18 protein-coding genes are annotated in these 23,903 nt (G+C 71.9%); 15 read left to right on the top strand and 3 right to left on the bottom strand.

The window, feature by feature from the left end; translation table 11 throughout:
* Positions 1-5 precede the first annotated feature (5 nt).
* On the bottom strand, positions 6-3,080 hold the full coding sequence (locus ACIRPH_RS11030; protein ID WP_402912419.1) for an FAD-binding and (Fe-S)-binding domain-containing protein: 3,075 nt from the start codon (positions 3,078-3,080) through the stop codon (positions 6-8).
* A gap of 242 nt (positions 3,081-3,322) precedes the next feature.
* Positions 3,323-5,653 (bottom strand): ATP-binding cassette domain-containing protein, encoded by a 2,331-nt coding sequence (locus ACIRPH_RS11025; RefSeq protein ID WP_402912416.1) that lies wholly within the window; start codon positions 5,651-5,653, stop codon positions 3,323-3,325.
* 484 nt (positions 5,654-6,137) lie between these two features.
* On the opposite strand from ACIRPH_RS11025, the gene ACIRPH_RS11020 reads away from it, so the two are divergent.
* The 8 genes from ACIRPH_RS11020 to ACIRPH_RS10985 all read left to right on the top strand — a co-directional run bounded on the left by ACIRPH_RS11020 (position 6,138) and on the right by ACIRPH_RS10985 (position 15,535).
* Positions 6,138-6,866 (top strand): hypothetical protein, encoded by a 729-nt coding sequence (locus ACIRPH_RS11020; protein WP_402912414.1) that lies wholly within the window; start codon positions 6,138-6,140, stop codon positions 6,864-6,866.
* 92 nt (positions 6,867-6,958) lie between these two features.
* Positions 6,959-7,330, top strand: coding sequence for a hypothetical protein (locus ACIRPH_RS11015; RefSeq protein ID WP_402912411.1), 372 nt, complete (start codon positions 6,959-6,961; stop codon positions 7,328-7,330).
* Positions 7,327-8,850 (top strand): hypothetical protein, encoded by a 1,524-nt coding sequence (locus tag ACIRPH_RS11010; protein ID WP_402912409.1) that lies wholly within the window; start codon positions 7,327-7,329, stop codon positions 8,848-8,850. The genes ACIRPH_RS11015 and ACIRPH_RS11010 overlap by 4 nt, the downstream gene beginning before the upstream one ends.
* Before the next feature lie 22 nt (positions 8,851-8,872).
* Entirely contained in the window at positions 8,873-9,688 is an 816-nt protein-coding gene (locus ACIRPH_RS11005; protein WP_402912406.1) for a PrgI family protein, read from the top strand.
* The gene (locus ACIRPH_RS11000) at positions 9,685-11,397 is read left to right on the top strand and encodes a VirB4 family type IV secretion system protein (protein ID WP_402912404.1); all 1,713 of its coding nucleotides are present in this window, start codon (positions 9,685-9,687) and stop codon (positions 11,395-11,397) included. The genes ACIRPH_RS11005 and ACIRPH_RS11000 overlap by 4 nt, the downstream gene beginning before the upstream one ends.
* A complete protein-coding gene (locus tag ACIRPH_RS10995; protein ID WP_402912402.1) occupies positions 11,394-13,676 on the top strand; it encodes a type IV secretory system conjugative DNA transfer family protein in 2,283 nt (760 codons plus the stop codon). The genes ACIRPH_RS11000 and ACIRPH_RS10995 overlap by 4 nt, the downstream gene beginning before the upstream one ends.
* Positions 13,676-14,458 carry a replication-relaxation family protein gene (locus ACIRPH_RS10990; protein ID WP_402912400.1) on the top strand — a complete coding sequence of 261 codons (783 nt, stop codon included), beginning with the start codon at positions 13,676-13,678 and terminating at the stop codon, positions 14,456-14,458. Before ACIRPH_RS10995 ends, ACIRPH_RS10990 begins: the two co-directional genes overlap by 1 nt.
* A 3-nt stretch (positions 14,459-14,461) precedes the next feature.
* Positions 14,462-15,535, top strand: coding sequence for a C40 family peptidase (locus tag ACIRPH_RS10985; RefSeq protein WP_402912397.1), 1,074 nt, complete (start codon positions 14,462-14,464; stop codon positions 15,533-15,535).
* Positions 15,536-15,869: 334 nt separating this feature from the next.
* Here ACIRPH_RS10985 and ACIRPH_RS10980 read toward each other — a convergent pair whose 3' ends face one another.
* Positions 15,870-17,066, bottom strand: a complete 1,197-nt coding sequence (locus ACIRPH_RS10980; protein ID WP_402913287.1) for a helix-turn-helix domain-containing protein — start codon at positions 17,064-17,066, stop codon at positions 15,870-15,872.
* Between the two features lie 23 nt (positions 17,067-17,089).
* Between ACIRPH_RS10980 and ACIRPH_RS10975 the strand changes: the two genes are divergently transcribed.
* The 7 genes from ACIRPH_RS10975 (at position 17,090) to argS (ending at position 23,700) form a co-directional block, all read left to right on the top strand.
* The gene (locus ACIRPH_RS10975) at positions 17,090-17,872 is read left to right on the top strand and encodes an HAD family hydrolase (protein ID WP_402912395.1); all 783 of its coding nucleotides are present in this window, start codon (positions 17,090-17,092) and stop codon (positions 17,870-17,872) included.
* Positions 17,873-18,125: 253 nt separating this feature from the next.
* Complete coding sequence (locus tag ACIRPH_RS10970; RefSeq protein WP_402912392.1) at positions 18,126-18,536, top strand: dihydroneopterin aldolase; 411 nt, start codon at positions 18,126-18,128, stop codon at positions 18,534-18,536.
* Positions 18,533-19,144 (top strand): GTP cyclohydrolase I FolE, encoded by a 612-nt coding sequence (gene folE, locus ACIRPH_RS10965; protein WP_402912390.1) that lies wholly within the window; start codon positions 18,533-18,535, stop codon positions 19,142-19,144. The genes ACIRPH_RS10970 and folE overlap by 4 nt, the downstream gene beginning before the upstream one ends.
* The gene (gene folK, locus ACIRPH_RS10960; protein ID WP_402912388.1) at positions 19,141-19,656 is read left to right on the top strand and encodes a 2-amino-4-hydroxy-6-hydroxymethyldihydropteridine diphosphokinase; all 516 of its coding nucleotides are present in this window, start codon (positions 19,141-19,143) and stop codon (positions 19,654-19,656) included. The genes folE and folK overlap by 4 nt, the downstream gene beginning before the upstream one ends.
* On the top strand, positions 19,656-21,188 hold the full coding sequence (locus ACIRPH_RS10955) for a hypothetical protein (protein ID WP_402912385.1): 1,533 nt from the start codon (positions 19,656-19,658) through the stop codon (positions 21,186-21,188). The genes folK and ACIRPH_RS10955 overlap by 1 nt, the downstream gene beginning before the upstream one ends.
* Positions 21,178-21,891, top strand: a complete 714-nt coding sequence (locus ACIRPH_RS10950) for an SDR family oxidoreductase (RefSeq protein ID WP_402912383.1) — start codon at positions 21,178-21,180, stop codon at positions 21,889-21,891. Before ACIRPH_RS10955 ends, ACIRPH_RS10950 begins: the two co-directional genes overlap by 11 nt.
* 81 nt (positions 21,892-21,972) lie before the next feature.
* Complete coding sequence (argS, locus tag ACIRPH_RS10945; protein WP_402912380.1) at positions 21,973-23,700, top strand: arginine--tRNA ligase; 1,728 nt, start codon at positions 21,973-21,975, stop codon at positions 23,698-23,700.
* Positions 23,701-23,903 lie beyond the last annotated feature (203 nt).

Below are 23,903 nucleotides of genomic sequence, written 5' to 3'. Positions count from 1 at the left end.
GCCGGTCAGGCCCGCCGCCGTGCGCGGTACCAGGCGCCGGCCGCCGCGGCCGCTGTGCCGAGCAGCGCGGCCGCGGCCAGGCGCCCTCGCCGGGATCGGGGACCGCGAGGCCCCCGCCGCGCCCCTCCTGCCCGGGGTTCCGGTCCCGGGTCGAGGCCGGCGGCCAGGGCCTCGGCCAGGTGGACCGCCCTGCGCCCGGTACCGCTCTGCTCGATCTGGGTGCGGCAGCTGAAGCCGTCGGCGATGACCAGTGCGTCGGGGTGCGTCCCGCGCACGGCGGGGAGGACCCCCTGTTCGGCGATGGCCATCGACAGGTCGTGGTGGCCGCGCTCGAAACCGAAGTTGCCCGCGAGCCCGCAGCACCCCTCGTCCAGGACGTCGGCGTCGATCGAGGCCCGGCGCATGAGCTCCCGGTCCGCGCCGTACTTGGTGACGGCGTGCTGGTGGCAGTGGGTCTGGACGGTGGCCGCCCGGTCCAGGACCGGTGGCGTCCAGCCGTTCGGGGCGTCGAGCAGGAGTTCGGCGAAGGTGCGGAACCGCTCGGAGAGGCGTGCCGCGTCCTGGTCCTCGGGGAGCAGTTCGGTGAGGTCGGCGCGGAAGACGGCCGTGCACGAAGGTTCCAGCCCCACGACCGGGGTCCCCGCCTCCAGCCACGGGCGCAGGACGTCGAGGGTGCGCCTCAGGACGCGCTTGGCGACGGCCGGCTGCCCGGTGGAGATCCAGGTCAGTCCGCAGCACACCGTCCTCGTCGGGACCGCGACACGGAACCCGGCGTCCTCCAGCACGCGCACTGCGGCCCGGGCGGCCCCGGGGTGGAAGTGGTTGCTGAAGGTGTCGGGCCACAGGACGACCGCCCCGGGGTCCCCGGGGGAGGGCTCCCGCGTACGGCGTGCGCGCCACCACTCGACGAAGGACCGCTCGGCGAACGCCGGGGCCTCGCGCCGGGGCGACACCCCGGCCAGGAGCTTGCCCAGCCGGGACAGGCCGGGGGCGCGCAGGGCCGCGTTGACCGGGCGGGGGGCCACGCGCGCCAGGCGGGCCCACAGCGGCAGCCAGCCCAGGGAGTAGTGCGCGGCCGGCCGCAGCCGTCCCGCGTAGTGGTGCGCCAGGAACTCGGACTTGTAGGTGGCCATGTCGACGCCGACGGGGCAGTCGGACTTGCAGCCCTTGCACGCCAGGCACAGGTCGAGTGCGTCGCGGACCTCGGTGGAGCGCCACCCGTCGGTGACGGCGGAGTCGCCGTGGCCGTTCAGCATCTCGAAGAGCAGCCTGGAGCGTCCGCGGGTGGAGTGCTCCTCCTCTCCCGTGGCCCGGTAGGAGGGGCACATGACGCCCCCCGTGTGCGTGCGGCAGTTGCCGACCCCGACGCAGCGCATGGCGGCCCGTGTGAAGGAGTGCCGGTCCTCGGTGTAGGCGAAGTGGGTCGTGTGGCTCCCGGGGCTCCAGTCCGCTCCCAGGCGCAGGTCGGCGTCGACGGGGCGGGGCCGGACGACCTTGCCGGGGTTCATGCGGTCGTGCGGGTCGAACAGCGCCTTGACCTCGCCGAAGGCGGCGACCACGCGGTCCCCGAACATCAGGGGCAGCAGTTCGGCCCTGGCCTGCCCGTCACCGTGCTCGCCGGAGAGGGAGCCCCCGTAGGAGACGACCAGCTCGGCGGCGCGGAACAGGAACCGGCGGAAGTCGGCGACGCCGTCGGCGTCCTTGAGCCGGAAGGGGACCCGCGTGTGCACGCACCCCTGGCCGAAGTGCCCGTACACCGAGGGGTGGTCGTAGCCGAACTCGGCGAACAGGCCCTTCAGGTCGCGCAGGTAGTCGCCGAGCCTCTCCGGGGGGACCGCCGAGTCCTCCCAGCCCTCCCAGGTCTCACGGCCGTCGGGCGGACGCGCGGTCACCCCGAGGCCGGCCTCCCGCGCCTTGAGCATCTGCCGTTCGCGCGCCGGGCTGTCCGACACGGCCACGGTGTCGTCGTGCTCCGTGCGCCCCACGGCCCGGAGCAGCCGCCGGGACTGCTCGTCGACCTCCTCCCGGCTGTCCCCGCTGAACTGCACCAGCAGCCAGCTCTCACCCCCGGGGAGCTGTTCCAGGGACTCGGTGTAGGCGTGCTCCTCGCGCATCAGCTGCGCCATGCGGCTGTCCAGCGCCTCCAGCAGGACCGGTGCGCAGTGCTCCAGCACGAGCGGCACCTCGTCGGCGGCGGCGCAGACGTCGCGGTAGCCGAGCACCACCATGGCCTCGTGGGGCTCCACGGGGACCAGGTCCAGTTCGGCGCCCAGGACGGTGACCAGTGTCCCCTCGCTGCCCACCAGGGCCCGGGCGAGGTCGAAACCGTTCTCGGGAAGGAGCGAGTCGAGGTTGTACCCGGAGACCCGGCGCGGGATGTCGGGGAAGCGGTCCCGGATGTCGGCGGCGTGGCGCCCGACGACCTCCCGCAGGCCGCGGTGGATCTCGGCGCGCCGCCCGCCGGCCGCGAGGATCTCCTCCAGCTCCTCGTCGGAGGTGGGGCCGACCCAGAACCGCGCCCCGTCGTAGGTCAGCACCTCCAGCCGGCGGACGTTGTCCACGGTCTTGCCGTAGGCCTGCGCCGTGGCCCCGCAGGAGTTGTTGCCGATCATGCCGCCGAGGGAGCAGTGGCTGTGGGTGGAGGGCTTGGGCCCGAACTTCAGCCGGTGCCCGGACAGCTGCCGGTTGAGCTCGTCCAGGACGATCCCCGGTTCGACCACGCAGGTCCTGCGGTCGGGGTCGACCGAGACCAGGCGGTCGCAGTACTTCGTCCAGTCGATGACGACCGCGGCGTTGGCGCACTGGCCTCCCAGGCTGGTCCCCCCGCCCCGGGAGAGGACGGGGGCGCTGAACAGGGAGCAGACGGAGACGGCCTCCGCCGCGGCTCCCACGTCGCGGGGCACCACCACCCCGAGGGGCACCCGGCGGTAGTTGGAGGCGTCCGTGGAGTAGGCGGCCAGGCTGCCCGCGTCGAACCTGACCTCCCCGTCCACGCGGCGGCGCAGTTCCTCCCGGAGGGCCGCGACGTCCACGGGGGCGCCCTCGTCCGCGGCCGGGCCGGCGCCTGCGCTTTTTCGCATGGGGGCAGCCTTCCCGCCGGTGGCGCCGACCACGCCGGGAATTCGGTCCGGGCGGCAAAAAATGGACCCGGCGGCGGCAAAGAAGGAAACGTAAGTGCATTCCCGGGGAAATTCATTCCCCGGGGAAGGGAAATGCGCGCAGCATTTCCCTTCCCGTCTCCGGCGGGCAGGCGTGCGTCGGCGCCCGCGAGCCGCTCCCGCGACCGCCCCGACCCGCGGCGCACCGCGCGGTGCGCGGTGCGTCAGAGCAGCCCCTTCAGGTAGGCGCCGGTCCGGCTGTCCGGGGCGGCGGCGATCCTCGACGGATCCCCCTGGGCGACGATCCGTCCGCCCTCGGATCCGCCGCCCGGTCCCAGGTCGACGACGTGGTCGGCGGTGGCCACGACCCGCATGTCGTGCTCGGCCGCCACGACGGTGGCGCCGGCCCCGACCAGGTCGTGCAGGCGGCCCATCAGCACGTCGGTGTCGTACGGGTGGAGCCCGGTCGTGGGCTCGTCGAGCAGGTAGACGGAATCGGCGACCCGGCGGCGCTGGAGCTCGGTCGCCAGTTTGATCCTCTGCGCCTCGCCGCCGGAGAGCTCGGTGGCCGGCTGGCCCAGGCGCAGGTAGCCCAGCCCGACCCCGGCCAGGGTCCGCAGCGACCGCCGCACCGACGGCTCCCCGGTGAAGAAGCCCTCCGCCTCCTCGACCGACATGGCCAGCACGTCCGCGACGGTGCGCCCCCGGTACCGCACCCGGAGGGTGTCCTCGTTGTAGCGGGACCCGCCGCAGGCCGGGCACGGGGCGTAGGCGGTGGGCAGGAACAGCAGCTCCACCGACACGAACCCCTCACCCTCACAGGTCGGGCAGCGCCCGCCCACGACGTTGAAGGAGAACCGGCCCGGCCCGTAGCCCAGGGCCCGCGCCTCCTCGGTGGCGGCGAAGAGCTTGCGCACCGTGTCGAAGAGCCCGGTGTAGGTGGCCAGGTTGGAGCGCGGGGTCCGTCCGATCGGCTGCTGGCTGACCCACACCACCCGCCCGTGTTCGGCGGCGCGGTCCGCGACCGCCGCCAGCAGGGTGGACTTGCCCGAACCGGAGACCCCGGTGACGGCGGTGAACACCCCCAGGGGGACGTCGGCGTCCAGCCCCTTGAGGTTGTTGCGGGTGACCCCGCGCAGTTCCAGGTGTCCGCGGGGCGTGTGGGGCCGCCTCTCCGGCAGGGCGTCGTGGAACAGGTAGCGGCGGGTCACCGACTCCGGGACGTCGCGCAGCCCCGCCACCGGACCGCTGTGGAGGACCCTCCCGCCGCGCTCGCCCGCCTCCGGTCCCACGTCCACGATCCAGTCGGCCCCGCGCACGATGTCCAGGTCGTGCTCGACGAAGCACACGGTGTTGCCCCCGTCCCGCAGGCGCCGCAGGATCCCCGACAGCGCCTCGCAGTCGGCCGGGTGCAGGCCCGCCGAGGGCTCGTCCAGGACGTAGACCACGCCGAACAGGCCCGTGCCCAGCTGGGTGGCCAGCCGGATCCGCTGGAACTCGCCGGTGGACAGGGTCGGGGCCGGGCGGTCCACGCTCAGGTAGCCCAGGCCCAGTTCCTCCAGCACCTCGACCCGGCCGGTGATCTCCCCGGCCAGCGTCCCGGCGGCGCCGCCGTCCTCACGCCAGGGGCGCAGCAGGGCGGCCAGCTCGCTCAGGGGCAGCCCCGCCACCTCGGTGATGGTGCGGCCCGCGAAGGTGACCCGCAGCGCCTCCCGCCGCAGCCGCCTCCCGCCGCACTCGGGACAGGTCCGGTCGACCATGAACTCCGCCGCCCGGCGGCGCCGCGCCTCGCTGGCCGAGGAGGCGTACGCCTTGAGCACCAGCCGTCGGGCGCTGCTGTACCGGCCCTGGTAGCTGCGGTGCACCCGGCCCGCCTCCCGGACCGGGTGGACGGTCACCACCGGCTGCTCCTCGGTGAACAGGATCCACTCGCGCTCCTCCCGGGGCAGCTCCCGCCAGGGCCGGTGGATGTCGTACCCGAGGGTGTCGAGGATGTCGCGCAGGTTCTTGCCCTGCCAGGCCCCGGGCCAGGAGGCGACGGCGCCGTCGGCGATGCTCAGCGAGGGGTCGGGCACCAGCGACTCCTCGGTGACCTCGTGCTCGACCCCCTCCCCGTGGCAGACGGGGCAGGCCCCGGCCACGGTGTTGGGGGAGAAGGAGTCCGAGTCCAGGCGGTCCGCGCCGGGCGGATAGCTCCCGGCGCGGGAGAACAGCATGCGCAGCGTGTTGGAGACCGTGGTGAGGGTGCCCACGGTGGACCGGACCGAGGGCGCGGTGCGCGGCTGGGCCAGGGCCACGGCCGGGGGCATGCCGGTGATGTCGTCCACCTCCGGGGCCGGGAGCTGCTGGAGCAGGCGTCGCGCGTACGGCGCCACGGACTCCAGGTACCGGTGCTGGGACTCGGCGTACAGCGTCCCGAAGGCCAGCGAGGACTTGCCCGACCCCGAGACGCCGGTGAAGGCCACCAGCGCGTCGCGGGGCAGCTCCGCGTCCACGTTCTTCAGGTTGTGGATGCGGGCTCCGCGCACCCGGATGCGGTCGTCGTGGTTTTCCATGGGACCAGGCTTACCCGGTCGCGGTCCCCGCCGGATCCATGGACCGTCCGGGTACGGCAAACACCGCGGGGGCCGCACGCCCCGGGCCGGGCGGGGCCCGTCCCGGGAGGGGCGCCCGGACAACGTGGCGGCGACCTCCGCTCCCCTTGGCGCGCCACCGGTCCGGGGGACGCGCCCCCGGCCCCGGGCCCCGGGAGACCCGGTCACGTTCTGCCCAACTCCGGGTGCCCCGGACGCCGTCGGCGGGCGCGGGCCAGGCCGCCCCGCCCGCAGCCCCAGCGCCGAGGCGGTTCCGGGGCCCGGCCGCCTCCCCGCCGTACGGGCGTCCGACGCTGCGCCGCACGCCCCCGGTCGGCCCCGTGTCGGCGGTCGGCCGACCTGCTGTGCGCGCCGCGCACGCACCCGGCGGGTCCGGCGTCGGCCCCGCGTGGGCGGCCCCTCCTTTCGTGGCCTGGTCCCGACCGCCCACCGAGGGAGACACACCATGTGGACCGGACCGCTGCACACCGCCGAGCGCGAGTTCCTGCGTTCGGACCTGGACCCGCGCGAGCTCGCCGCCCTGCTCGCACCGTTCACCGACCCGCGCCCCGCGACGCTGCTGGAGGTGCGCGAGGCCCTGCTCTCGGGCGCGGTCGCGCGCCAGGTGCGCGACGCCGTCTGGCGGCGGGTGATCACCGACGCCCGCCTGTCGGAGGAGTGGATGGTCGCCGCCGTCGGCCTGGCCGCGCCCGGGTTGAAGGCGTGCGCGCGGCGGCTCTGCGAGGGACTGGACGGCCGCGCCGCCGAGGACGTCCAGGGGGAGGTCCTGGTCGGTTTCATCGCCGCCGTCCACGAGATCGACACCGGCTGGTACCGGCTGCCGTGGATGCTGCGCTGCCGCGCCCAGCGGGCCGGCCTGCGGGCGCGCCGTGACGCCCTCGCCCACCAGGTGGCGGGGGCGGGACCCGAGCGGGGCGCCCTCGCGCCCCGACCGCCCGGGAGCCCCGACCTGGTCCTCCGGGACGCCGTCCGCCAGGGCGTGCTCAGCGAGTCGGAGGCGTGCGTCATCGGCCTCACCCGGCTGGAGGGCGTCCCGCTGGCCCGGCTCGCGAGAGAACGGGGGGCCGCGTACTGGAAGCTCGCCAAGCGGCGCTCCCGCGCCGAGAAGCGCCTGGCGGACGCGGTCCGCTCCGGCCGGGTCGCCGCCCGCTCGCCGGTCCCGGCGCCGGCCTGAGGGTCCGGACCGGGTAAAGGAACGCCTTGACCCGGTCCAATCCCGCCCCTCCACCGGCTTCTTTCCGAGTAGGCGAGCGGAAGGGGGGCCGAATGGGGGATCCGCGCGGTACGGGACGGACGCGGCGCCTGTCGGCGGCACGGACCGGCGTCCTCGCGGCGGGAGCGGCCCTGGCGCTCGTCGCCCTCGGCGGAGACCCGGCCGCGGCCGAGGTGGAGGCCTACACCGTCCACATCAACGAGGTCGTCCGCCGCCTGACCCGGGTGGGTCAGAGCATCGCCGTCTCCTTCGCCGTCCTGTTCACCGTGGTCGCCGGTCTGCGCTGGATCCTGGCGGGCGGCGAGCCGGGGGAGATCGACAAGTCCAAGCGCGCCTTCGCCGGCGCGGGCATGGGCTACCTCGTCGCCTTCTCCGGCGAGGTGATCCTCCTGGCCCTGGACTACGTCAACGGATACGACGCGTGACGGGGGCGCCGGGAAGGCCGGGGGAGCCGGAGGAGCACGGGGACGCCGCCACGGAGGAGGCCTACGCCGAGGTCTTCGACTGCGGCGCCCTCGAGGTCTCCTGCCACATCACCCAGTGGTTCCACGGCCTGGTCGTCGGCGTCCTGGACCCTTTGCTGGGCTGGGTAGCGGGAAAGCTGTTCGCGACCCCCGGGCCGACCGCGGGGGTGGCCGCCGTGTGGGAGGGCGTGTCCGCCACGGCCAACGCCCTCTACCTGCTCCTCGTCCTCGCGGCCGGGTTCGTCCTCATGGCGCACCACAGCGTCCAGGCCCAGTACGGGGCCAGGGAGGTCCTGCCCCGCCTGGTGGTGGGGTTCGTCGCCTCCAACGCGTCGCTGGACGTGGTGGGCCTGGCGGCGGAGGCCTCCACCGCCGTCGCCGGGGCCGTCGCCGACGACGGCATCGACGCCGGCGCCGCCGCCCGGCACCTGAGCAGCAGGTCCACCCCCTTCCTCGCCGACGAGACCTCGGCGGTGGTGCTGTTCCTGCTGGTTTTCGTGGTCCTGCTCGTGCTGTGGGTGGTCGTGGAGATCGTCCGCGTGGTCATCGTGGTCCTGCTGATGGTCGGCGGCCCGCTCATGCTGATGTTCCACGGGCTGCCGCAGACCAACCGGGTCGCGCAGATGTGGTGGCGGACCCTGGCCGCGGTGTGCCTGGTCCCGGTCGCCCAGGCGATCGCGTTCGTGGCGCTGACCCGCGTCTTCTTCGAGGGCGACACCCGCGCGCTGTTCGGGGTCGTGCACATCGTGCGCGGCGAGGCCGACCTCTTCGACCTCTTCCTCCTCCTGGTGCTCGTCTACGTCCAGATCCGCATCCCCGTGTGGGCCTACCGGGCAGTGTGGTCCCCGCCGGCCGGAAGGTCTCCGGCGGCGGACGCCGCCAAGTCCCTGGCCTCGACCGCGGTCCTGGTCGCGGTCACGGCCGCCACCGGAGGGGGAGGGGCGCTCGCCGCCGCGGCCCGGAGCACGGGCGGCCGGACCGGCGCGCTCCTGCGGGCGGTCGAGCGCCGCCCGCGCGCCGAGGCGGGCGTCGTCCCCGCCCTCCCCAGGCGTGTGCGCACCTGGCGCTTCGGCACCCCGGACTCCGGGTCCTCCCCGGGACCCGCGTTCGCCGCGCCGTCCCGACCGGCCGCCGCCCCCGCCGCACGGAGCGCACCGGGTCCCGCGCACGCCCCGCCACGGGGGCGGGGAGGGTCGGCGGACGCGGCCGCCCACCGGAGGTCCCGCGAAGCCCCGGCCCCGCCGCCCGCAGGACCGCCGGACGGACGGGGAGGGACACCCCGGCCCTCCCCGCGCCGCCCCGGCCCACCGCCCGCGACCGACGCCTCCGCCACTCGGCCGGAGCCGCCACGGGACCGCGGCGCCGAGCCGAGACGCGGGCGGACCCCACCGGATCCCGGCACGCGGCCGGCACGGCCCCGCGCCGCGCCCGGGCACCGCAGACCCGTCCCGCCCCGGCACCGGCCGCGGCGCGAAACCTGAACCGACACCGAAGGACGGCCCCATGGACCAGGACGCCTCCACCTGGCGGGCACGCGTGCCCGCCGACATCGACCGCCCCGAACCCGTGCTGTGGAACCTCACCGCGCGCCAACTTCTGCTCATGGCACCCGCGGCACTGGCCTCCTGGGCCGTGTTCTCCGCCGGGGCCGGGCACCTGCCCGCGTGGCTGCTGGGGACCGCGGCGGCCGTACTGCTCGGCCCGGCCTGGGCCCTGGCCTGCGGACGCAGGGACGGCGTCGGCCTCGACCGCCTCGCCTGGTCGGCCCTGCGCTGGGGGACCGCCCCCCGGACGCGACGGGCGGACGAGGCCCTGCCCGCGGTCGGCGCCGACGGGGTGGTGGACCTGGGCGGCAGGTCCGCCGTCGTCCTCGCCTGCACCAGCGTCCCGCTCCACCTCTCCTCCGGGGAGGAGCAGGACCGGGCCCTGGCCACGTTCGCCGCCCTGCTCGACTCCCTGGCCGAACCCGTGCAGATCCTCGTCCGGCGGCGCCCCGCGGACCTGGCACCGCACACCCGGCGGCTGCGCAGAGACGTCCCGCGGCTCCCCGCGGGGCTGCGCCGCGCGGCCCTGGCCCACGCCGCGTTCCTCGACGACCTGCAGGCCCGCCACGAACCCACCCACCACGGCGTCCTGCTCGTCCTCACCTCCGACGGCGCCCCGGAGACGGCCGGGGAGGCGCTCCTGCGCCGCGCGGAGGACACCGCCTCCCACCTGGCAGCACTCGACGTCCGGGCCCTGACCTGCGACGGACCCACCGCCGAACGGCTCATCCGGGACTCCCTCCCCACCTCAGGCACCGAGGGGGCGCACCGGTGAACGCTCCCGAGATCCGCCTGCGCCCGCGCCGCCTCGACGCGGACGGCTGGTTCGCCCGTACGATGGTCGTCACCGGCTACCCGCACCAGGTCCGCGCCGGATGGGCCGAACCGCTCCTGTCCTTTCCCGGCAGGGTGGACGTGGCCTGCCACCTCACCCCGGTACCCGGACCGCTCGCCGCCCGACGCCTGCGCTGGCGCCGCGCACGCCTGGAATCGGCGTGGCGCACCGACACCGCCCACGGGCGCCTGGAGGACCCCCAGCGCACCGCTGCGGCCGAGGACGCCGCGGACCTGGCCGAACGCGTGGCACTGGGGGAGACGCGCCTGTTCAGGCTCGCCGTCTACGCCACCGTGCACGCGCCCACACCCGAAGAACTGGACGCCGACGTGCGCCGCCTGGCGGCGCTGGCCGCATCGATCCTGGTCGACCTGTCGCCCGTCACCTACCGCGCCTGGGAGGGATGGCGCTCGACCCTGCCGCTGGGCACCGACACCCTGCGCACCGGGCGCACCGTGGACACCGAGGCCGTGGCGGCGCTGATGCCCTTCGCCGGGGCCGAACTCCCCGCCTGCGCCGGACGCACCGCCGTCGTCCACGGGGAGAACGCCCACTCCGGCGGGCTGGTGGTCTGGGACCGCTTCCACGGCGGCCTGGACAACGGCAACGCCGTCATCCTCGCACGCAGCGGCGCCGGAAAGTCCTACCTCGCCAAACTCGAACTCCTGCGCTCCCTCTACACCGGCGTGCAGGCGAGCGTGATCGACCCCGCCGACGAGTACGGGCGCCTGGCCGAGGCCGTCGGCGGCGACCGCGTCCGGCTCGGGCTGCCCGGGGGCCGACTCAACCCCTTCGACCTGCCCGCCGCCGAGGACCGGGCCCCCACCACCCGGGCCCTGTTCCTGCACACCCTGGTGACCGCCATGGTCGGCTCCCTGACCGCGGACGAGGGCGCCGTCCTCGACAAGGCCGTCCTGGACGCCTACGCCGGACGCGGCATCACCCCCGACCCCGCCACCTGGCACCGCACACCACCGGTCCTGGCGGACCTGGGCGCGGCCCTGCGCGAGTGGGCCGGCCCGCCGGAGCAGACCGGCGCCGCACACACCCTGGCCTCCAGACTCGGCCCCTTCACCCACGGATCCCGCCGGGGCCTGTTCGACGGTCCCACCACCGCCCGCCTCACGGGCCACCTCACCGTCGTCTCCCTGCGCCACCTGCCCGAGGAGCTCAAGACGGTCGGACTGCTCCTGATCCTGGACGCCCTGTGGCGCCGGGCCCGCGACCCCGCCGACCGCAGACCCCGGCTCATCACCATCGACGAGGGCTGGACCCTGCTCCGCGACCCGGTCGGGGCCCGCTACCTGTTCGACCTCGCAAAGAACGCCCGCCGCCACTGGACCGGACTCACGCTCGTCACCCAGGACGTCGCCGACCTGCTGGCCACCGACCTCGGCCGCGCCGTCGCCGCCAACGCCGCCACCCAGATCCTGCTCCGCCAGGCCCCGCAGAACCTCGACGCCGTGTGCGAGTCCTTCCACCTCTCCCGGGGGGAGCGCCGGATCGTCGCCACCGCCGAACGCGGCAGCGCCCTCCTGGCGGCCGGCCGCCACCGCGCCGTGTTCCGCGCCCTCGCCTCACCCGTCGAACACCGGCTGATCACCACCGACCCCGCCGAACTCGCGCACCTGGAAGGCGAAGACCGATGAGCGACCTGTTCCCGGCCACCGCTGCCGCCACCGCCGGGGCCGCCCTGCTGCTGTGGGCCGCCTCCGTGATCGCCCTGCGCCTCGCGCGCACCGCCTACCTCTCCCGAGGGGCCCACACCCTGGAGATCCACGCACCGCCCCGGACCACCGTCGACCACGCCCTCGCCTTCTGGACCCACACCCTCGGCCTCCTGCGCCCACGCCGGACCCACCGACTCGTCCCACCCCACCTGGCCTGGGAGTACGTCGCCTCCGCCGACGGGGTGCGCATCCAGATCTGGGTCCCGGGCACCGTCGACGCCCACGCCCTCGCCCGCGCCGTGGCCGCCGACTGGCCCGGAGCCACCACCCGCCTGCGCCGCGCCACCGCCGCCATTCCGCGGGGCGAGCACGTCACCGGGGGCTGGCAGCGGCTGGCCCGCGGCGACCAGTACCCGCTCCGCACCGGCTTCGCCGACGACCCCCTGCGCAACCTGTTCGGCGAACTCGCCGACCTCACCCCGGGCCAGCACGCCGTGGTCCGCGTCTGCGCCCGCCCCGCCGGACCGCGCCGGGCGGCCGGCGCCCGCACCGCCGCCGCACGCCTGCGCGGCCTCGGCGCCCCGCTCCTGGCGACCGGCACGCCCCTCCGCGGCGGCCGCGCCACCCTGTACCCCGGGACCGCCGACGACGTGCGCGCCATCCTCACCAAGGCCGCCTCACCCCGACTGGCCTGCCAGGTCCTCGTCCTGACCAGCACCGAGCACCCCGGCCGCCCGGCGGCCGGACGCCTGCGAGCCCGCGCCAAGGGCATCACCGCCTTCCTGTCCGCCTACACCTCCGGCCTCAACGGGTTCCGCCGCCAGTGGACCCCCTTCCCCGGCCTGTGGACGGGCCGCCGCCACCTGGCCCGCGGCTCCCTGCTCAGCACCGCCGAACTCGCCGCCATCGCCCACCTGCCCACCGACGCCGCCGTCCCCGGACTCACCCGTGCGGGAGCCCGCCGCGTCGCCCCCGACCCGCGGGTACCCCGCGCCGGACGCGTCCTGGGCGAGGCCGACGCCGGCCCCCGCCGTCCCGTCGCCACGGGGATCGCGGAGGCCCGCCAGCACACCCACGTCATCGGCAAGACCGGCTCCGGCAAGTCCACGCTCCTGGCGCGCATGGTCCTCCAGGACGCCGAGGCCGGACGCAGCGCCCTGCTCCTCGACCCGCGAGGCGACCTCGTCCTGGACGTCCTCGACCGCCTGCCCCGACGCTCGGTCAACGCCACCGTGGTGTTCGACCCCGCCGACCCGACGCCGCCGCCCCGGCTCAACGTCCTGCGCCTCGGCACCCCCGAGCACGCCGCCGACACCCTCACCGGCATCTTCCGCAGGATCCATGCCTCCTCCTGGGGGCCGCGCACCGAGGACATCCTCCGGGCCGCCTCCCTGACCCTCGCCCGGGCCCAGGACCCCGGCCTGACCATCGGCCACATCCCGCGCCTGCTGGCCGACGACGCCTTCCGGGCGAGAGTCCTCACCGGACAGCGCCCCGACGACGCGCTCGACGACTTCTGGCACTGGTACACCCTCCAGTCACCGCAGATGCGCGCCGCCGCCACCGACCCGCTCCTGAACAAGCTCCGCGCGATCCTGCTCCGCCCCTGGGCCACGTCCGTCCTGGCTTCCGGAGCCTCCACCGTCGACCTGCCCCACCTGCTCGACCACGGCGGCCTCATCCTCATGCGCCTGCCCAAGGGCCGCCTGGGCGAGGACACCGCGTCGCTCGTCGGCACCCTGGCCCTGGCCGCCGCCTGGAACGCCGTCACCGCCCGCGCCACCACGCCCGAGCACCGGCGCCCGGACACCTGCCTCTACCTGGACGAGGCCGCGAACTTCCTGCGCCTGCCCGGCTCGGTCGCCGACATGCTCGCCGAGGCCCGCGGCTACCGCACCGCCATGGTCCTTGCCCACCAGGAACTCGGCCAGCTCCCGCCCGCCACCCGCGCAGCCGTGGCCGCGAACTGCCGCACCAAGGTCTTCTTCACCACCTCACCGGACGACGCCGCCACGCTCGCCCAGCACACGCTCCCGCACCTGGACGCCCACGACCTCTCCCGCCTGGGCCCCCACCAGGCCGCCGTGCGCACCCTGCACGGCGCCGCCGAACTGCCCGCGTCCACCATGCGCACCGAGCCCCTGCCCGAACCCGTCAACGGCCGCGCGCGCCAGGTCCGCAAGGCCGCCCGCCGCTTCGCCCCGCAGCCCGAACGCACCCGACGGGCCGACCCGCGCCGACAGGAGGACCACCGCTGATGGCCACCATCCAGCTCACCGAGCGCGACCTGCGCATCCTGGACACCCTGCACCTCCACCGCGTCCTGACCACACCGCAGATCGGCGAACTGTTCTTCTCCGGCGCCACCTCGCGCGCGGCCCAGCGCCGCCTGCTCGGATTCGCCGAGAACGACCTCGCCGACCGCTTCACACCCCGCCACCCCGGCTGGAACGCGCCCCACCACTGGACGCTCGGACCCGAGGGCGCCAGGGTCGTCGCCGCCCGGCTCGGCCTCACCCCGAAGCAGATCGGCTACCGCCCCGACACCCACCTGCGCCTGCGCGCCTCCGCCCGGCTCGGCCACGCCACCGGCCTGACCCAGACCTACGTGCGCTTCGCCACCACCGCCCGCGCCACCCCCGGAGCCACGCTCCAGCGCTGGTGGTCCGAGGCCCGCTGCCGCACCGCCTGGGGGCACCGCGTCTGCCCCGACGGCTACCTGCGCTGGAGCCAGGACGGAACCACCCTGGACGCCTTCGTCGAGTACGACACCGGCACCGAGCCGCTGGTCCGCCTCACCGAGAAGATCAGCCGCTACCGCGACCTCGCCGTGGAGACACGGCTGGCCACCCCGGTCCTGTTCGTCGTCCCCGGCCCCAGGCGCCTGACCAGCCTGTGCCGCGTCCTGGACGGCGGCCCCCAGGTACCGGTCCACGTGACCACGCACGCCCGGCTCGCCTACCCCGGCCCCACCCGCCCCGTCTGGCGCAGAGCGGGCGACCCCGCCTGCGGTGTCCGCCCTCTCGTCGAGCTCGCCTGACCGGTGCTCAAACCGGTCGTCGGAACCGCCGCCCTCGTCATGGTGCTGGTCGCGGTGCTCGGCGCGGTCGGGACGGGGAGCGGCGAGCGCGAACGCGTCGAGCATGCGCGGGCGCGGGCGGGGGAGGTGCCCGGAATACCCGCGGTCCTCCTCGACGCCTACCGGCGCGCCGCCCGCGGCCTGGAGCAACGGCACCCGGGCTGCACGGGGATGAGCTGGGCGGTTCTGGCGGGCATCGGCCGGGAGGAGTCCGACCACGCCGCCGGCCACACCGTCGCGCCCGACGGGGACACCGACCCGCCCGTCGTCGGCCCGAGGCTGGACGGCACCGGAGCGGGCGACAACCGCACCGCCCACACGGACAGTGACAAGGGACGTTGGGACGGTGACACGGAGTACGACGCCGCGGTGGGGGTAACCCAGTTACTGCCGGCGTGGTGGGCCGAGCACGGAGTGGACGGCGACGGGGACGGCGAGGCCGACCCGCACAACGTCTACGACGCCACCGCCTCCACCGCCGCGAAACTGTGCACCGGCCACCCCCTGGCGACGGTGGACTTCACCCACGAGGAACTGCTCGCCGACGCGCTCTCGCGCTACAACCCCTGGGACACCTACGTTGAGAACGTCCTGGCCCACATCGCCGAGTACGAGGAGTTCGACACCGCCGCGAACGGAGGGCACGCCGTGAGCGGATCCGGCGGGAAGAAGGGCCGGGCCGCCGCCGAATGGGCCCTGGAACAGGTCGGCAAGCCCTACGTGTGGGGAGGGACGGGCCCCGACGGGTTCGACTGCTCGGGCCTGGTCATGAAGGCCTGGCAGGCCGCCGGGGTGGAGATCCCGCGCGTGACCACCGACCAGGTCGACGCCGGGGAGGAGGTCGCCCTCGACGCCCTCGCCCCCGGCGACCTGCTCTTCTACGACACCGGGAGCGGCCCCGCCCCCTCCCACGTGACCATCTACGCCGGCGACGGCAACATGGTCAACGCCGCCCGCTCGGGGACGAACATCCGCGTCGAACCCGTCGAGGGGCCGTACTACTCCGCCCGCTTCATGTCCGCGACCCGTCCCGGGTAGGGGAGCAGGAGACGGTGAGGGGGACGGCGACCTGTGTCGTGTCGAGGTGGTTCAGGACTTGTCGTCCGCCTTCTCCAGAGCGCGGGCAATCTCTCGACTGTCAGGTCCGGTGGAAGCGACGGCCAGACCGTTGCTGGGGCACAGCAGAGCCGCAGTCCGGCTTGCACGCTGTGTCAGTGCTGCAAGTTCGGTCGCCACGTATGCGATGGGAAGGGCAGGTGCACCAAGGCGGAGGGTAGTGGGTATTGGTGCGGAGGATGGGCCTTCCCTGTTCCGAGCTCTTTGGGGGTTCGAGGTGCGGACGGAGAGGCCGAGATCAGGGCGAGGGAGCCCATTAACCAGCGAGAATGACTTCCTCGATGCCCAGGCGCCGGGTCAATCCGACAGCTTGGGCACGGATGGAAGGCCGGGCTCGGTGTAGAACCCGCCGTAGCGTGTCGTGCGCGTCGCTGTTGTAACGGAGGTCCTCCGAGCCGGTCGTCTCCGCTTGCAACAGGTAGAGCATCGCCGCCCCAGGGTCGAGACGGAGGATGTGACCACGCGCCAGGTCCAGGGACCACGTGGTGTGGCGTTCACGTGAAGCGAGGGGAGATGTGTCGATTCGGTCTGCCAGGGCCAGAGCCGACGCGGCCTGGCCGTCCTCCAATTCGATACTGACCGCGTGCAAGGCCACGTTGGAGGGGCCGAAACAGGTCCTTCCCACGTTGGTCTCACCGGTTTTCTCGGCCAGGGGTGCTGCCCGGTCGTTGATCCATTCCAATGCTGTGAACTTGTCCCCTGAACGGGCCTGGGCTACCGCCGCAGTCAGCCATAGGGCCCCCGTGATCGCTCCGGCGCCACGGCTCTTGATCGAGGACATCCGGGAAATGGCGTCGAGTGCGACCTCCTGCGCGGCGCCGTGCTCTCCGAGGGCGAGGAGGGCATGGCTGCTGTTCCAGCGTGCTGTCGCCAGCCGGACGGGATCGCATGATCGCTCGGCCGCGCGGGTCCCTCGGTCGGCTGCCAGGAGTGCGAGTTCCTTATGGTTGGTCCTGCGTGCCACGGTCCGCAGGAGCCCGTAGGCGTCGGCGGCCAGGCGCTGACCGTCCGAACCTGTGGATTGAGAGCAATATTGGGTAACTTCCCTGACCAAAGGCGCGATGAGAGGAAATATGCGACTGTAGCGATCCGGTGCCCCCTGCCATACATGCCATGCGTGATCGACACGTTCACGCAGATCAGAAAGTAGAAGCCCCTGTTGGTCCCTATCTGTGGAACTCGTGTGGAGGGCATGATGCAGGTCCGAGGCGAGTTGGGCTTCCGTCGGCACGCGAGCGGGTTCCTCGGTTTCTGTGAGGAGTTGTGCAACCGGGACCGAAAGAGCTATGGCCAGGGCTTCGACCGTGTCGAGTGATGGAGTGCGGTTCTCACGTTCTATCTGACCGACGTATTCGGGGTTCAGCCCGGCAAGCCCCGCTATGACCGCTTGAGACTTGCCCTGACGCGAACGGTGCCATCGCAACCGCCGTGCGAAGGTCTTCCCCAGAGACATCGACAAGCCCTTCACGGTGGAGCGTGGATGAGGAGCCCATAGTAGAACGGGTTCTCCCGCCGTCGATCCCTTCTTCCTTATTTGGAGACATGATGTCCGATCACCTGTTCGTACTCTGGGACGTCGACCACACCTTGCTCGAGACGAGGGGGGTCGGGCGAGAGGTTTTCGCCGAAGCGTTCGAAATCGCAACGGGTCAGTCTATGTCCGCTGGTATGGCGACAGCCTTGGGTCATACCGAACCGGTCCTTCTCGAGGAGACCCTTCATCTCAACGGCCTCCGGTCTCCGGACGAAGACATCTTCGAGCGCTTCGCGCGGGCGCAGGTCGCCTCCTACTGCCAGCACGCGGAGGAACTGCGGGAGCGGGGACGTGTTCTGCCAGGGGTGGAACGAACGCTGGAAGCGTTGAGCCATCAGCCGAACATCATCCAGAGTGTGCTCACTGGGAACACCAGAGGCGCGGCCGAGGTCAAGCTTGCCGCATTCGGGCTTGATCGTTGGTTCGATCTTGACATCGGTGCTTACGGAGACGACGACGTGAACCGGCCCTCTCTTGTTGGTTTCGCACGTCAGCGGTACGAGGCCAAGTTCGGAGAGGATTTTCCGACCTCCGACATCATTCTCATAGGGGACACGCCTCGGGACGTTGAGGCCGGGCGTATCGCAGGTGTCCGTGTCATCGCGGTTGCCTCAGGGGTGAGTTCTGTGCAGGAACTTCAGCGCGCGGGAGCTGACTACACGATCGCATCCCTGGATGAAACGGACATATTCGACATCCTCTCTGTGTGTCTTCGAACCTCGTGAAGCAGCGTCACCTTCCTTTGGCGTCCTCGCAAGTAAAGCAAGCCGAACATCACCACGCCGCTGAGGACTCCCCACGAGCAGTCTCCGTTTTTCCTGGTTACTCGGTTTCCTAGCTCTGTGCTAGGCCCAGCTGGTGGCTGGAAGGAACGCAGCGGGATCTCCGTAACGTTGCTCGTCCCTGACACCTGATGTCTTTTCTGCGCCCCGGCTGTCGGGTCCTGCTCTGCCAAACCCAGTAACCCGACGGAGAGCCATGGACGAGATCGAAATCAACGGTCTACGACTTCGCTGTGTCATCGGCTGTAGCGACGAGGAACGCCGTGACCGCAGTGACGTGGTGATCGACCTGCGCATTCGGACGAACACGCGCCAGGCCGCACGCAGCGACCGCCTGGAGGACGCGTGGAACTACCGCACCCCAACCAAGGCAGTCATTCGCGCGGTGCAGGCCGAACGCTCCTGGAACACCGTTGAGGCGCTGGCCACCGAGATTGCCCGCATCGTCGTCATCGACCACGGTGCACTCCACGTGAGGGTGCGTGTCCATAAACCCGGTGCCCTGCGGTTCGCCGACAGCGTGGGAGTGGTGATCGAGCGGGCCGCGCAGGACTTCCACTCCCCGTTCACCGGGCAGGCCTCGAGTCCCGAGGCGGTGGCTGTATGAGCGTCGAAACTGTCAGGAGCGGCGGGTCGTCGTGCGGAGAAGGCGGCGGACCCGTCGTGGACGTGGCGCGAGCGACCAGTGCCGCCGCTGCGTTGCTGACCGCGTTCGGGCTGGACGTGTCTGCCGAGTCGACCAAACGTACTCCGGAACGGATGGTCAAGGCCTACCGTGAACTGCTCACCCCCCGTGAGTTCGACCTGACCACGTTCCCCAATGACGAGGACTACGACGAGCTCCTCCTTCAGCGAGACATCTCTTTCGTTAGCCTGTGTGAGCACCACGCCCTGCCTTTCACCGGTACAGCCACGGTCGGCTACCTGCCGGGAGATCGGATTGTGGGGTTGTCGAAGCTCGCCCGAGTGGTGGAACTGTTCTCCCGCCGTCCCCAGGTACAGGAGCGTCTGACCAAGCAGATCGCCGTCTGGTTGGACGAAAACCTCTCTCCCAAGGGTGTGGGGGTGGTGTTGCGCGCAGAGCACGCCTGCATGACGCTGCGCGGCGTCCAAGCCCCGGGGACCACGACCGTCACCTCGTCCCTGCGCGGCGAGATCCTGAACGACGAGCGCACCCGGACCGAGTTCTTCTCACTGGGAGGTGCCGCGCGGTGACCATTGCCCTGGATCCGCTCGTGGTCGGGGTGGGCTCCAACCTCGACCCCGCCCGCCATGTCGCTGCCGCTCTGGACATCCTGTGCCGACGCGCGCTGATGGTGGATATCTCCGTGGTCTACCGCTCCCCGGCGATCGGACTCCCGCAGGGAGCTCCGGACTTTCTCAACCTTGCTGTCCGCCTGCAGTGGGAGGGGACACTGTTCGAACTCAAGGCGCTGCTGGAGGAGATCGAGGCCGAACAGGGACGCCGGCGGGAACCAGGAGCGTGGGCCTCGCGCACTCTGGATCTGGACATCCTGACCGCCGGTCACCTCTATGGACGGGTCGGTGCCTTCACCGTGCCTCACCCTGACATCGAACGGTTCGCGCACGCTGTGGTACCGCTGGCCGAGCTGGCGGGCGAGCACATCCACCCGCGCCTGGAGGTGTCCTACGCTGACCTGGCCGTGCGTCTGGACGCCTCTCACCTGGAACGGATTGACTCGCTCGCGGATGGGACGGTGACGTGATGGCCTGGAAGACGCGAGCAATGGCGATCGTGTGCGTGCCCTGCCGACGCAGGGGAGGCCACTTCGTACCGACGTCCGAGCTGGTGTTGGCCTCCCTGGACGGTACCGAGCAGCGTCATCCCGTGTTCCAGATGGCCGAGTTGGCGCGTTCGCCTCGCACGGTTCGCGAGTTGCGTCGACGAGGCGTCGAGGAGATTCTTGTCGCGGTCGACGACCTGGCGGTGTCCCGTAGCTGGATACGCTCCTCCGGAGCGGCGTCGGTCGCCGAGCTGTGGTCAGACCTGAGTTCCTCGCTCACCGAAGTCATGGGCGGAGGCCCTATCCCCTGTCGAGTCGCGCTGTGGTCACGGCTGACGGCAGAGGAGGGCTGCGACTACGAGAGCCAGGTGGCGCACCTTGCGGACCGGTGTCGTGTCGATACCTATCCCGCGGACAGGGCGCTCCACCTCGCCTTCGGAAGCGAGATCGCCAAACGGCGCCGGTTCGAGCGAGCTACTGGCAGGGGAGACGACGAAGAGACGATGCGTCGGCGTGCAGCTGACCAGGTCGCCAACTACGCAGCCCAGGGCAAGCTGCTACGCGCGTGGGGCCTGGGCGCCTACCTGGCCTGGACCTCCGAGGAGACCGTCCTCATGAGCGCGGCTGACCCCGATTTCGCCACCCTGGTCCTGAATGACACCTACGGTGCGGTTCGGTCGGAAGAGCAGAAGCCATGGGACGCCTTTCCACCGGATTTCAGCGCACTCAGGGAGGAACTGCGGCTGTACTCCGACGACCTGCGCCGAACCCCTGGCGCGGTGCGCCCTGAACTTGCCGGCGCTCTTCTGGCTGCCGTAGCCCAGCTTCTGGGCCGAGGCACCCAGGACTTGGCCGCACGCCAGATCCGTGCGTTCAACCGTGTTCTGTCTGGCGGGCGGGCTAATCAGGAACGAGCGGAAGAATTGCTGGAAGAGGTGCTCCGCGCTCCCCTCCGGCCGGGCTGGGAGACGGAGCAGACGGTTAAGAAACTGTTCTGCCAGCTGGCCTCACGGTACACCGACGCCGAGGCCGACGCCGAGTACGTCCGGCACATGGGCATCGTCCACGACCTGGGCCTGCGACTGCCCGAGGGCGCACGGGAACATGCGGCATTGGCGCTGACCGGCTCCCTGTCTCTGGCACCCGAGGGCGCGTGGCATCCGTTCCTCAGCGACATCGACGTCATGCCGTTGTTCTCCACACCGCCCGCCACGGACCTGCTGACGGCGGTACGCGCCGCCTACGCCGCTACACCCCGACCGCCGTGGCTGTACTTGAACGAGGGAGCCAAACAGGGCTTGGCCGGTCTCACCCACGACCCCGCCCAAGGCCTGTTCGCCGCCGACCGGCTCCACCGGCTGACCCACACCGAGTACAGCAAGCTCTCCCGGCTCGTTGCCCCGATGCGCCACGTAGGCGGCTCTCCTGCGGTGTACACGGACTTCGTCAACGCACACCGGCGTCAACGGCGCGTTCGCGCCCAACACACGAACGAGGGTTCTGGTGTCGGCTGAACAACGGTGGGCCCTGGTTACCGGAGCGGCACAGCGCACGGGCGCGCATCTCGCCCGTGGGTTGGCCGCCCACGGGTACGGGCTGCACCTCCACGCTCACACCAGCGACCCCGCGCCTCTGGCCGGGGCTCTGCGCGCAAAAGCCGGGGTTCCGGTGCGTATCCACCGTGTGGACCTGGCCGACACTGAAGCGGTGCGCTCCTGGGCGCACCATCTGCGTACGGGACCGTGTCCACCGCACCTGGTGGTCAACAACGCCTCCCCGTTCCCGCCCCCGCACAGAATTGATGACCTCGGCCTTCTGGAGGAAGGCCTCCGTGTCCACCTGTTCGCTCCGACCGTCCTACGAGCAGCCATGCCCGAGGAGGGCGGGCATGTGGTGAACATGCTCGACTCCCGCCTCGCCCTGCTGGACGGCACCAGACCCGGATACGAGGTGTCCAAGCACGCCCTGGCCGCCTACACCCTCCTGGCCGCCCGTTGCCTGGCCCCTCACGTACGTGTCAACGCCATAGCCCCCGGTCTGCTGTTGCCTCCACCAGGACGCGACGCAACCCATCTACGCGAACTGGCCCGCCAACGCAGCCCGTTGAGGTGTCCCGCACGGCCCGTCGATGTCGTCGCCGCACTGCTTTTCCTTGAGGAAGCGGTCTCGGTCACCGGGCAGATCATCCATGTCGACTCTGGCGAACACCTCGGCTGAACGGGCCGGTTGCCGTGGCAGACTTGAAACATCCCCAGGACTCAGGCCAGGGATGACCAGCGACAAAAGGTAAGGAATGTTGTGACAGGGGATATTGGAGACGATCTCGGGCAGCGTGTTGTCGCTGCCGTCAGCGCCGCGTTCGACGTGGCCTGCACGGTCGAGCAGGCGGTGGTCCGCTCCTCCCAGCGCGAGGGCGTGGACTACCAGGTCAACGCCGCGATGGCGCTGGCCAAGACCCTGCGACGACGATCCCGCGAAGTTGCCGATGAGATCGTCGCCCACCTCGACCTCGGCGACATGGCCCAAAACGTTGAGGTTGCCGGTCCCGGGTTCATCAACATCACCCTCGCGGACGCCTGGCTGCAAGAGCGCGCCGCAGTCCTGGCCGCCGACCCCCGGCTCGGCTACCAACCTGGATCTCCGCGACGAGTCATCGTCGACTACTCTTCGCCGAACATGGCCAAGGAGATGCATGTCGGCCACCTGCGCTCCACCATCATCGGCGACGCGCTGGTCCGCTTCCTGGAGTTCGCCGGACACGAGGTGATACGTCAGAACCACCTCGGGGACTGGGGAACGCCGTTCGGCATGCTCGTGGAGCACCTGGTCGACGAGGGTTTGGACAAGCAGCACTTCAGCATCAGCGACCTCAACGTCTTCTACAAGCAAGCGCGTGAGAAGTTCGACAACGTCGAGGGGTTCGCTGACCGGGCCCGCGCCCGAGTGGTCGCCCTCCAGGCTGGTGATCCCGACACCCTGGTCCTGTGGGAGCGGCTGCTCGGCGAGTCCAAGCACCACATCGAAGCCGTCTACGATTTGCTCGGCGTCAAGCTCACCCCTGAGGACTACAAGGGTGAGAGCTCCTACCAACCCTGGCTCAACGACGTGGCCGACGAGCTCACTCGCCGTGGCCTGGCCCAGGTCAGCGAAGGTGCCCTGTGCGTGTTCCTCGAGGGCTTCACGGGCCGCGAGGGCAATCCGCTGCCGCTGATCGTGCGCAAACGTGACGGCGGGTTCGGCTACGACGCCACTGACCTGGCCACCATCCGCTACCGCGCCCAAGACCTCAAGGGCGATCACCTCATCTACGTGGTCGGTTCCCCACAGGCCCAGCACTTCGCGCTGATCTTCGCCGCCGCACGCAAGGCCGAGTGGATCAGCCCGGAGACCGCCACCACCCACGTCGGGTTCGGTAGCGTCCTGGGGGAGGATGGCCGGATCCTGCGCACCCGCGCGGGAGCCTCCCTCAAGCTCACCGACCTGCTGACCGAGGGTGTGGAGCGGGCTGCTGCGATCGTCGCCGACCGCACCGACCTGAGTGAGGAACAGCGGGACGAGATCGCCCGCGCGGTGGGGATCGGCGCTATCAAGTACGCTGACCTATCCACAGATCGGGTGAAGGACTACCAGTTCGACTGGGACCGAATGCTGGCCATGGACGGTAACACCGCCGTCTACCTGCAGTACGCGCTCGCGCGCATTCGCTCTATCATGCGCCGCGCCGAACAGGTTCCCGCCCTGGGCACCGCGGTAATCCTGACCGAGCAGCCCGAGCGTGATCTGGTACTGGCGCTGTCGCGGTTTCCCGGAGCCGTGCAGACAACCCTCACCCATCTCCAGCCGCACCGGTTGGCCACGTACCTGTTCGAGCTGGCCACGCAGTTCAGTTCGTTCTACGAGAACTGTCCGGTGCTCAAATCCGAGGGACAGGTCCGCGACTCCCGGATCGCGCTGGCCGCGCACACCGCTGCCGTGCTGGAGCGGGGCCTGGATCTCCTCGGTATCGAGGCACCGCAAAGGCTCTGACAGCCAGGTCGGATGAGGCCGCCGCGTCCGATCACTGTGTGATGAAACGGGGTGGGCTCATCACCGCCGGTCGAACACCTCGTTTCTGGACCGCCTCCCGTCCGGATAACCGGTACTGGTGCTTTGCAGATCGGTTCGCGGGCCACAGTACGGCCGACCCCCGGCATCCACCGAACGGTGGATGCCGGGGGTCGGCCGGATGC

Source organism: Nocardiopsis sp. NPDC101807, from assembly GCF_044766605.1.
Lineage (GTDB): Bacteria > Actinomycetota > Actinomycetes > Streptosporangiales > Streptosporangiaceae > Nocardiopsis > Nocardiopsis tropica.
This window is presented reverse-complemented; position numbering and strand designations above follow the sequence as displayed.

Coding starts and splice junctions, on each gene's coding strand:
- ACIRPH_RS10955 (WP_402912385.1), top strand. CDS start 19,656: ATGGCCTGGAAGACGCGAGCAATGGCGATCGTGTGCGTGCCCTGCCGA.
- ACIRPH_RS10995 (WP_402912402.1), top strand. CDS start 11,394: ATGAGCGACCTGTTCCCGGCCACCGCTGCCGCCACCGCCGGGGCCGCC.
- ACIRPH_RS11030 (WP_402912419.1), bottom strand. CDS start 3,080: ATGCGAAAAAGCGCAGGCGCCGGCCCGGCCGCGGACGAGGGCGCCCCC.
- ACIRPH_RS11015 (WP_402912411.1), top strand. CDS start 6,959: ATGGGGGATCCGCGCGGTACGGGACGGACGCGGCGCCTGTCGGCGGCA.
- ACIRPH_RS11020 (WP_402912414.1), top strand. CDS start 6,138: ATGTGGACCGGACCGCTGCACACCGCCGAGCGCGAGTTCCTGCGTTCG.
- ACIRPH_RS10980 (WP_402913287.1), bottom strand. CDS start 17,066: ATGTCTCTGGGGAAGACCTTCGCACGGCGGTTGCGATGGCACCGTTCG.
- ACIRPH_RS10970 (WP_402912392.1), top strand. CDS start 18,126: ATGGACGAGATCGAAATCAACGGTCTACGACTTCGCTGTGTCATCGGC.
- ACIRPH_RS11025 (WP_402912416.1), bottom strand. CDS start 5,653: ATGGAAAACCACGACGACCGCATCCGGGTGCGCGGAGCCCGCATCCAC.
- ACIRPH_RS11005 (WP_402912406.1), top strand. CDS start 8,873: ATGGACCAGGACGCCTCCACCTGGCGGGCACGCGTGCCCGCCGACATC.
- folE (WP_402912390.1), top strand. CDS start 18,533: ATGAGCGTCGAAACTGTCAGGAGCGGCGGGTCGTCGTGCGGAGAAGGC.
- ACIRPH_RS10990 (WP_402912400.1), top strand. CDS start 13,676: ATGGCCACCATCCAGCTCACCGAGCGCGACCTGCGCATCCTGGACACC.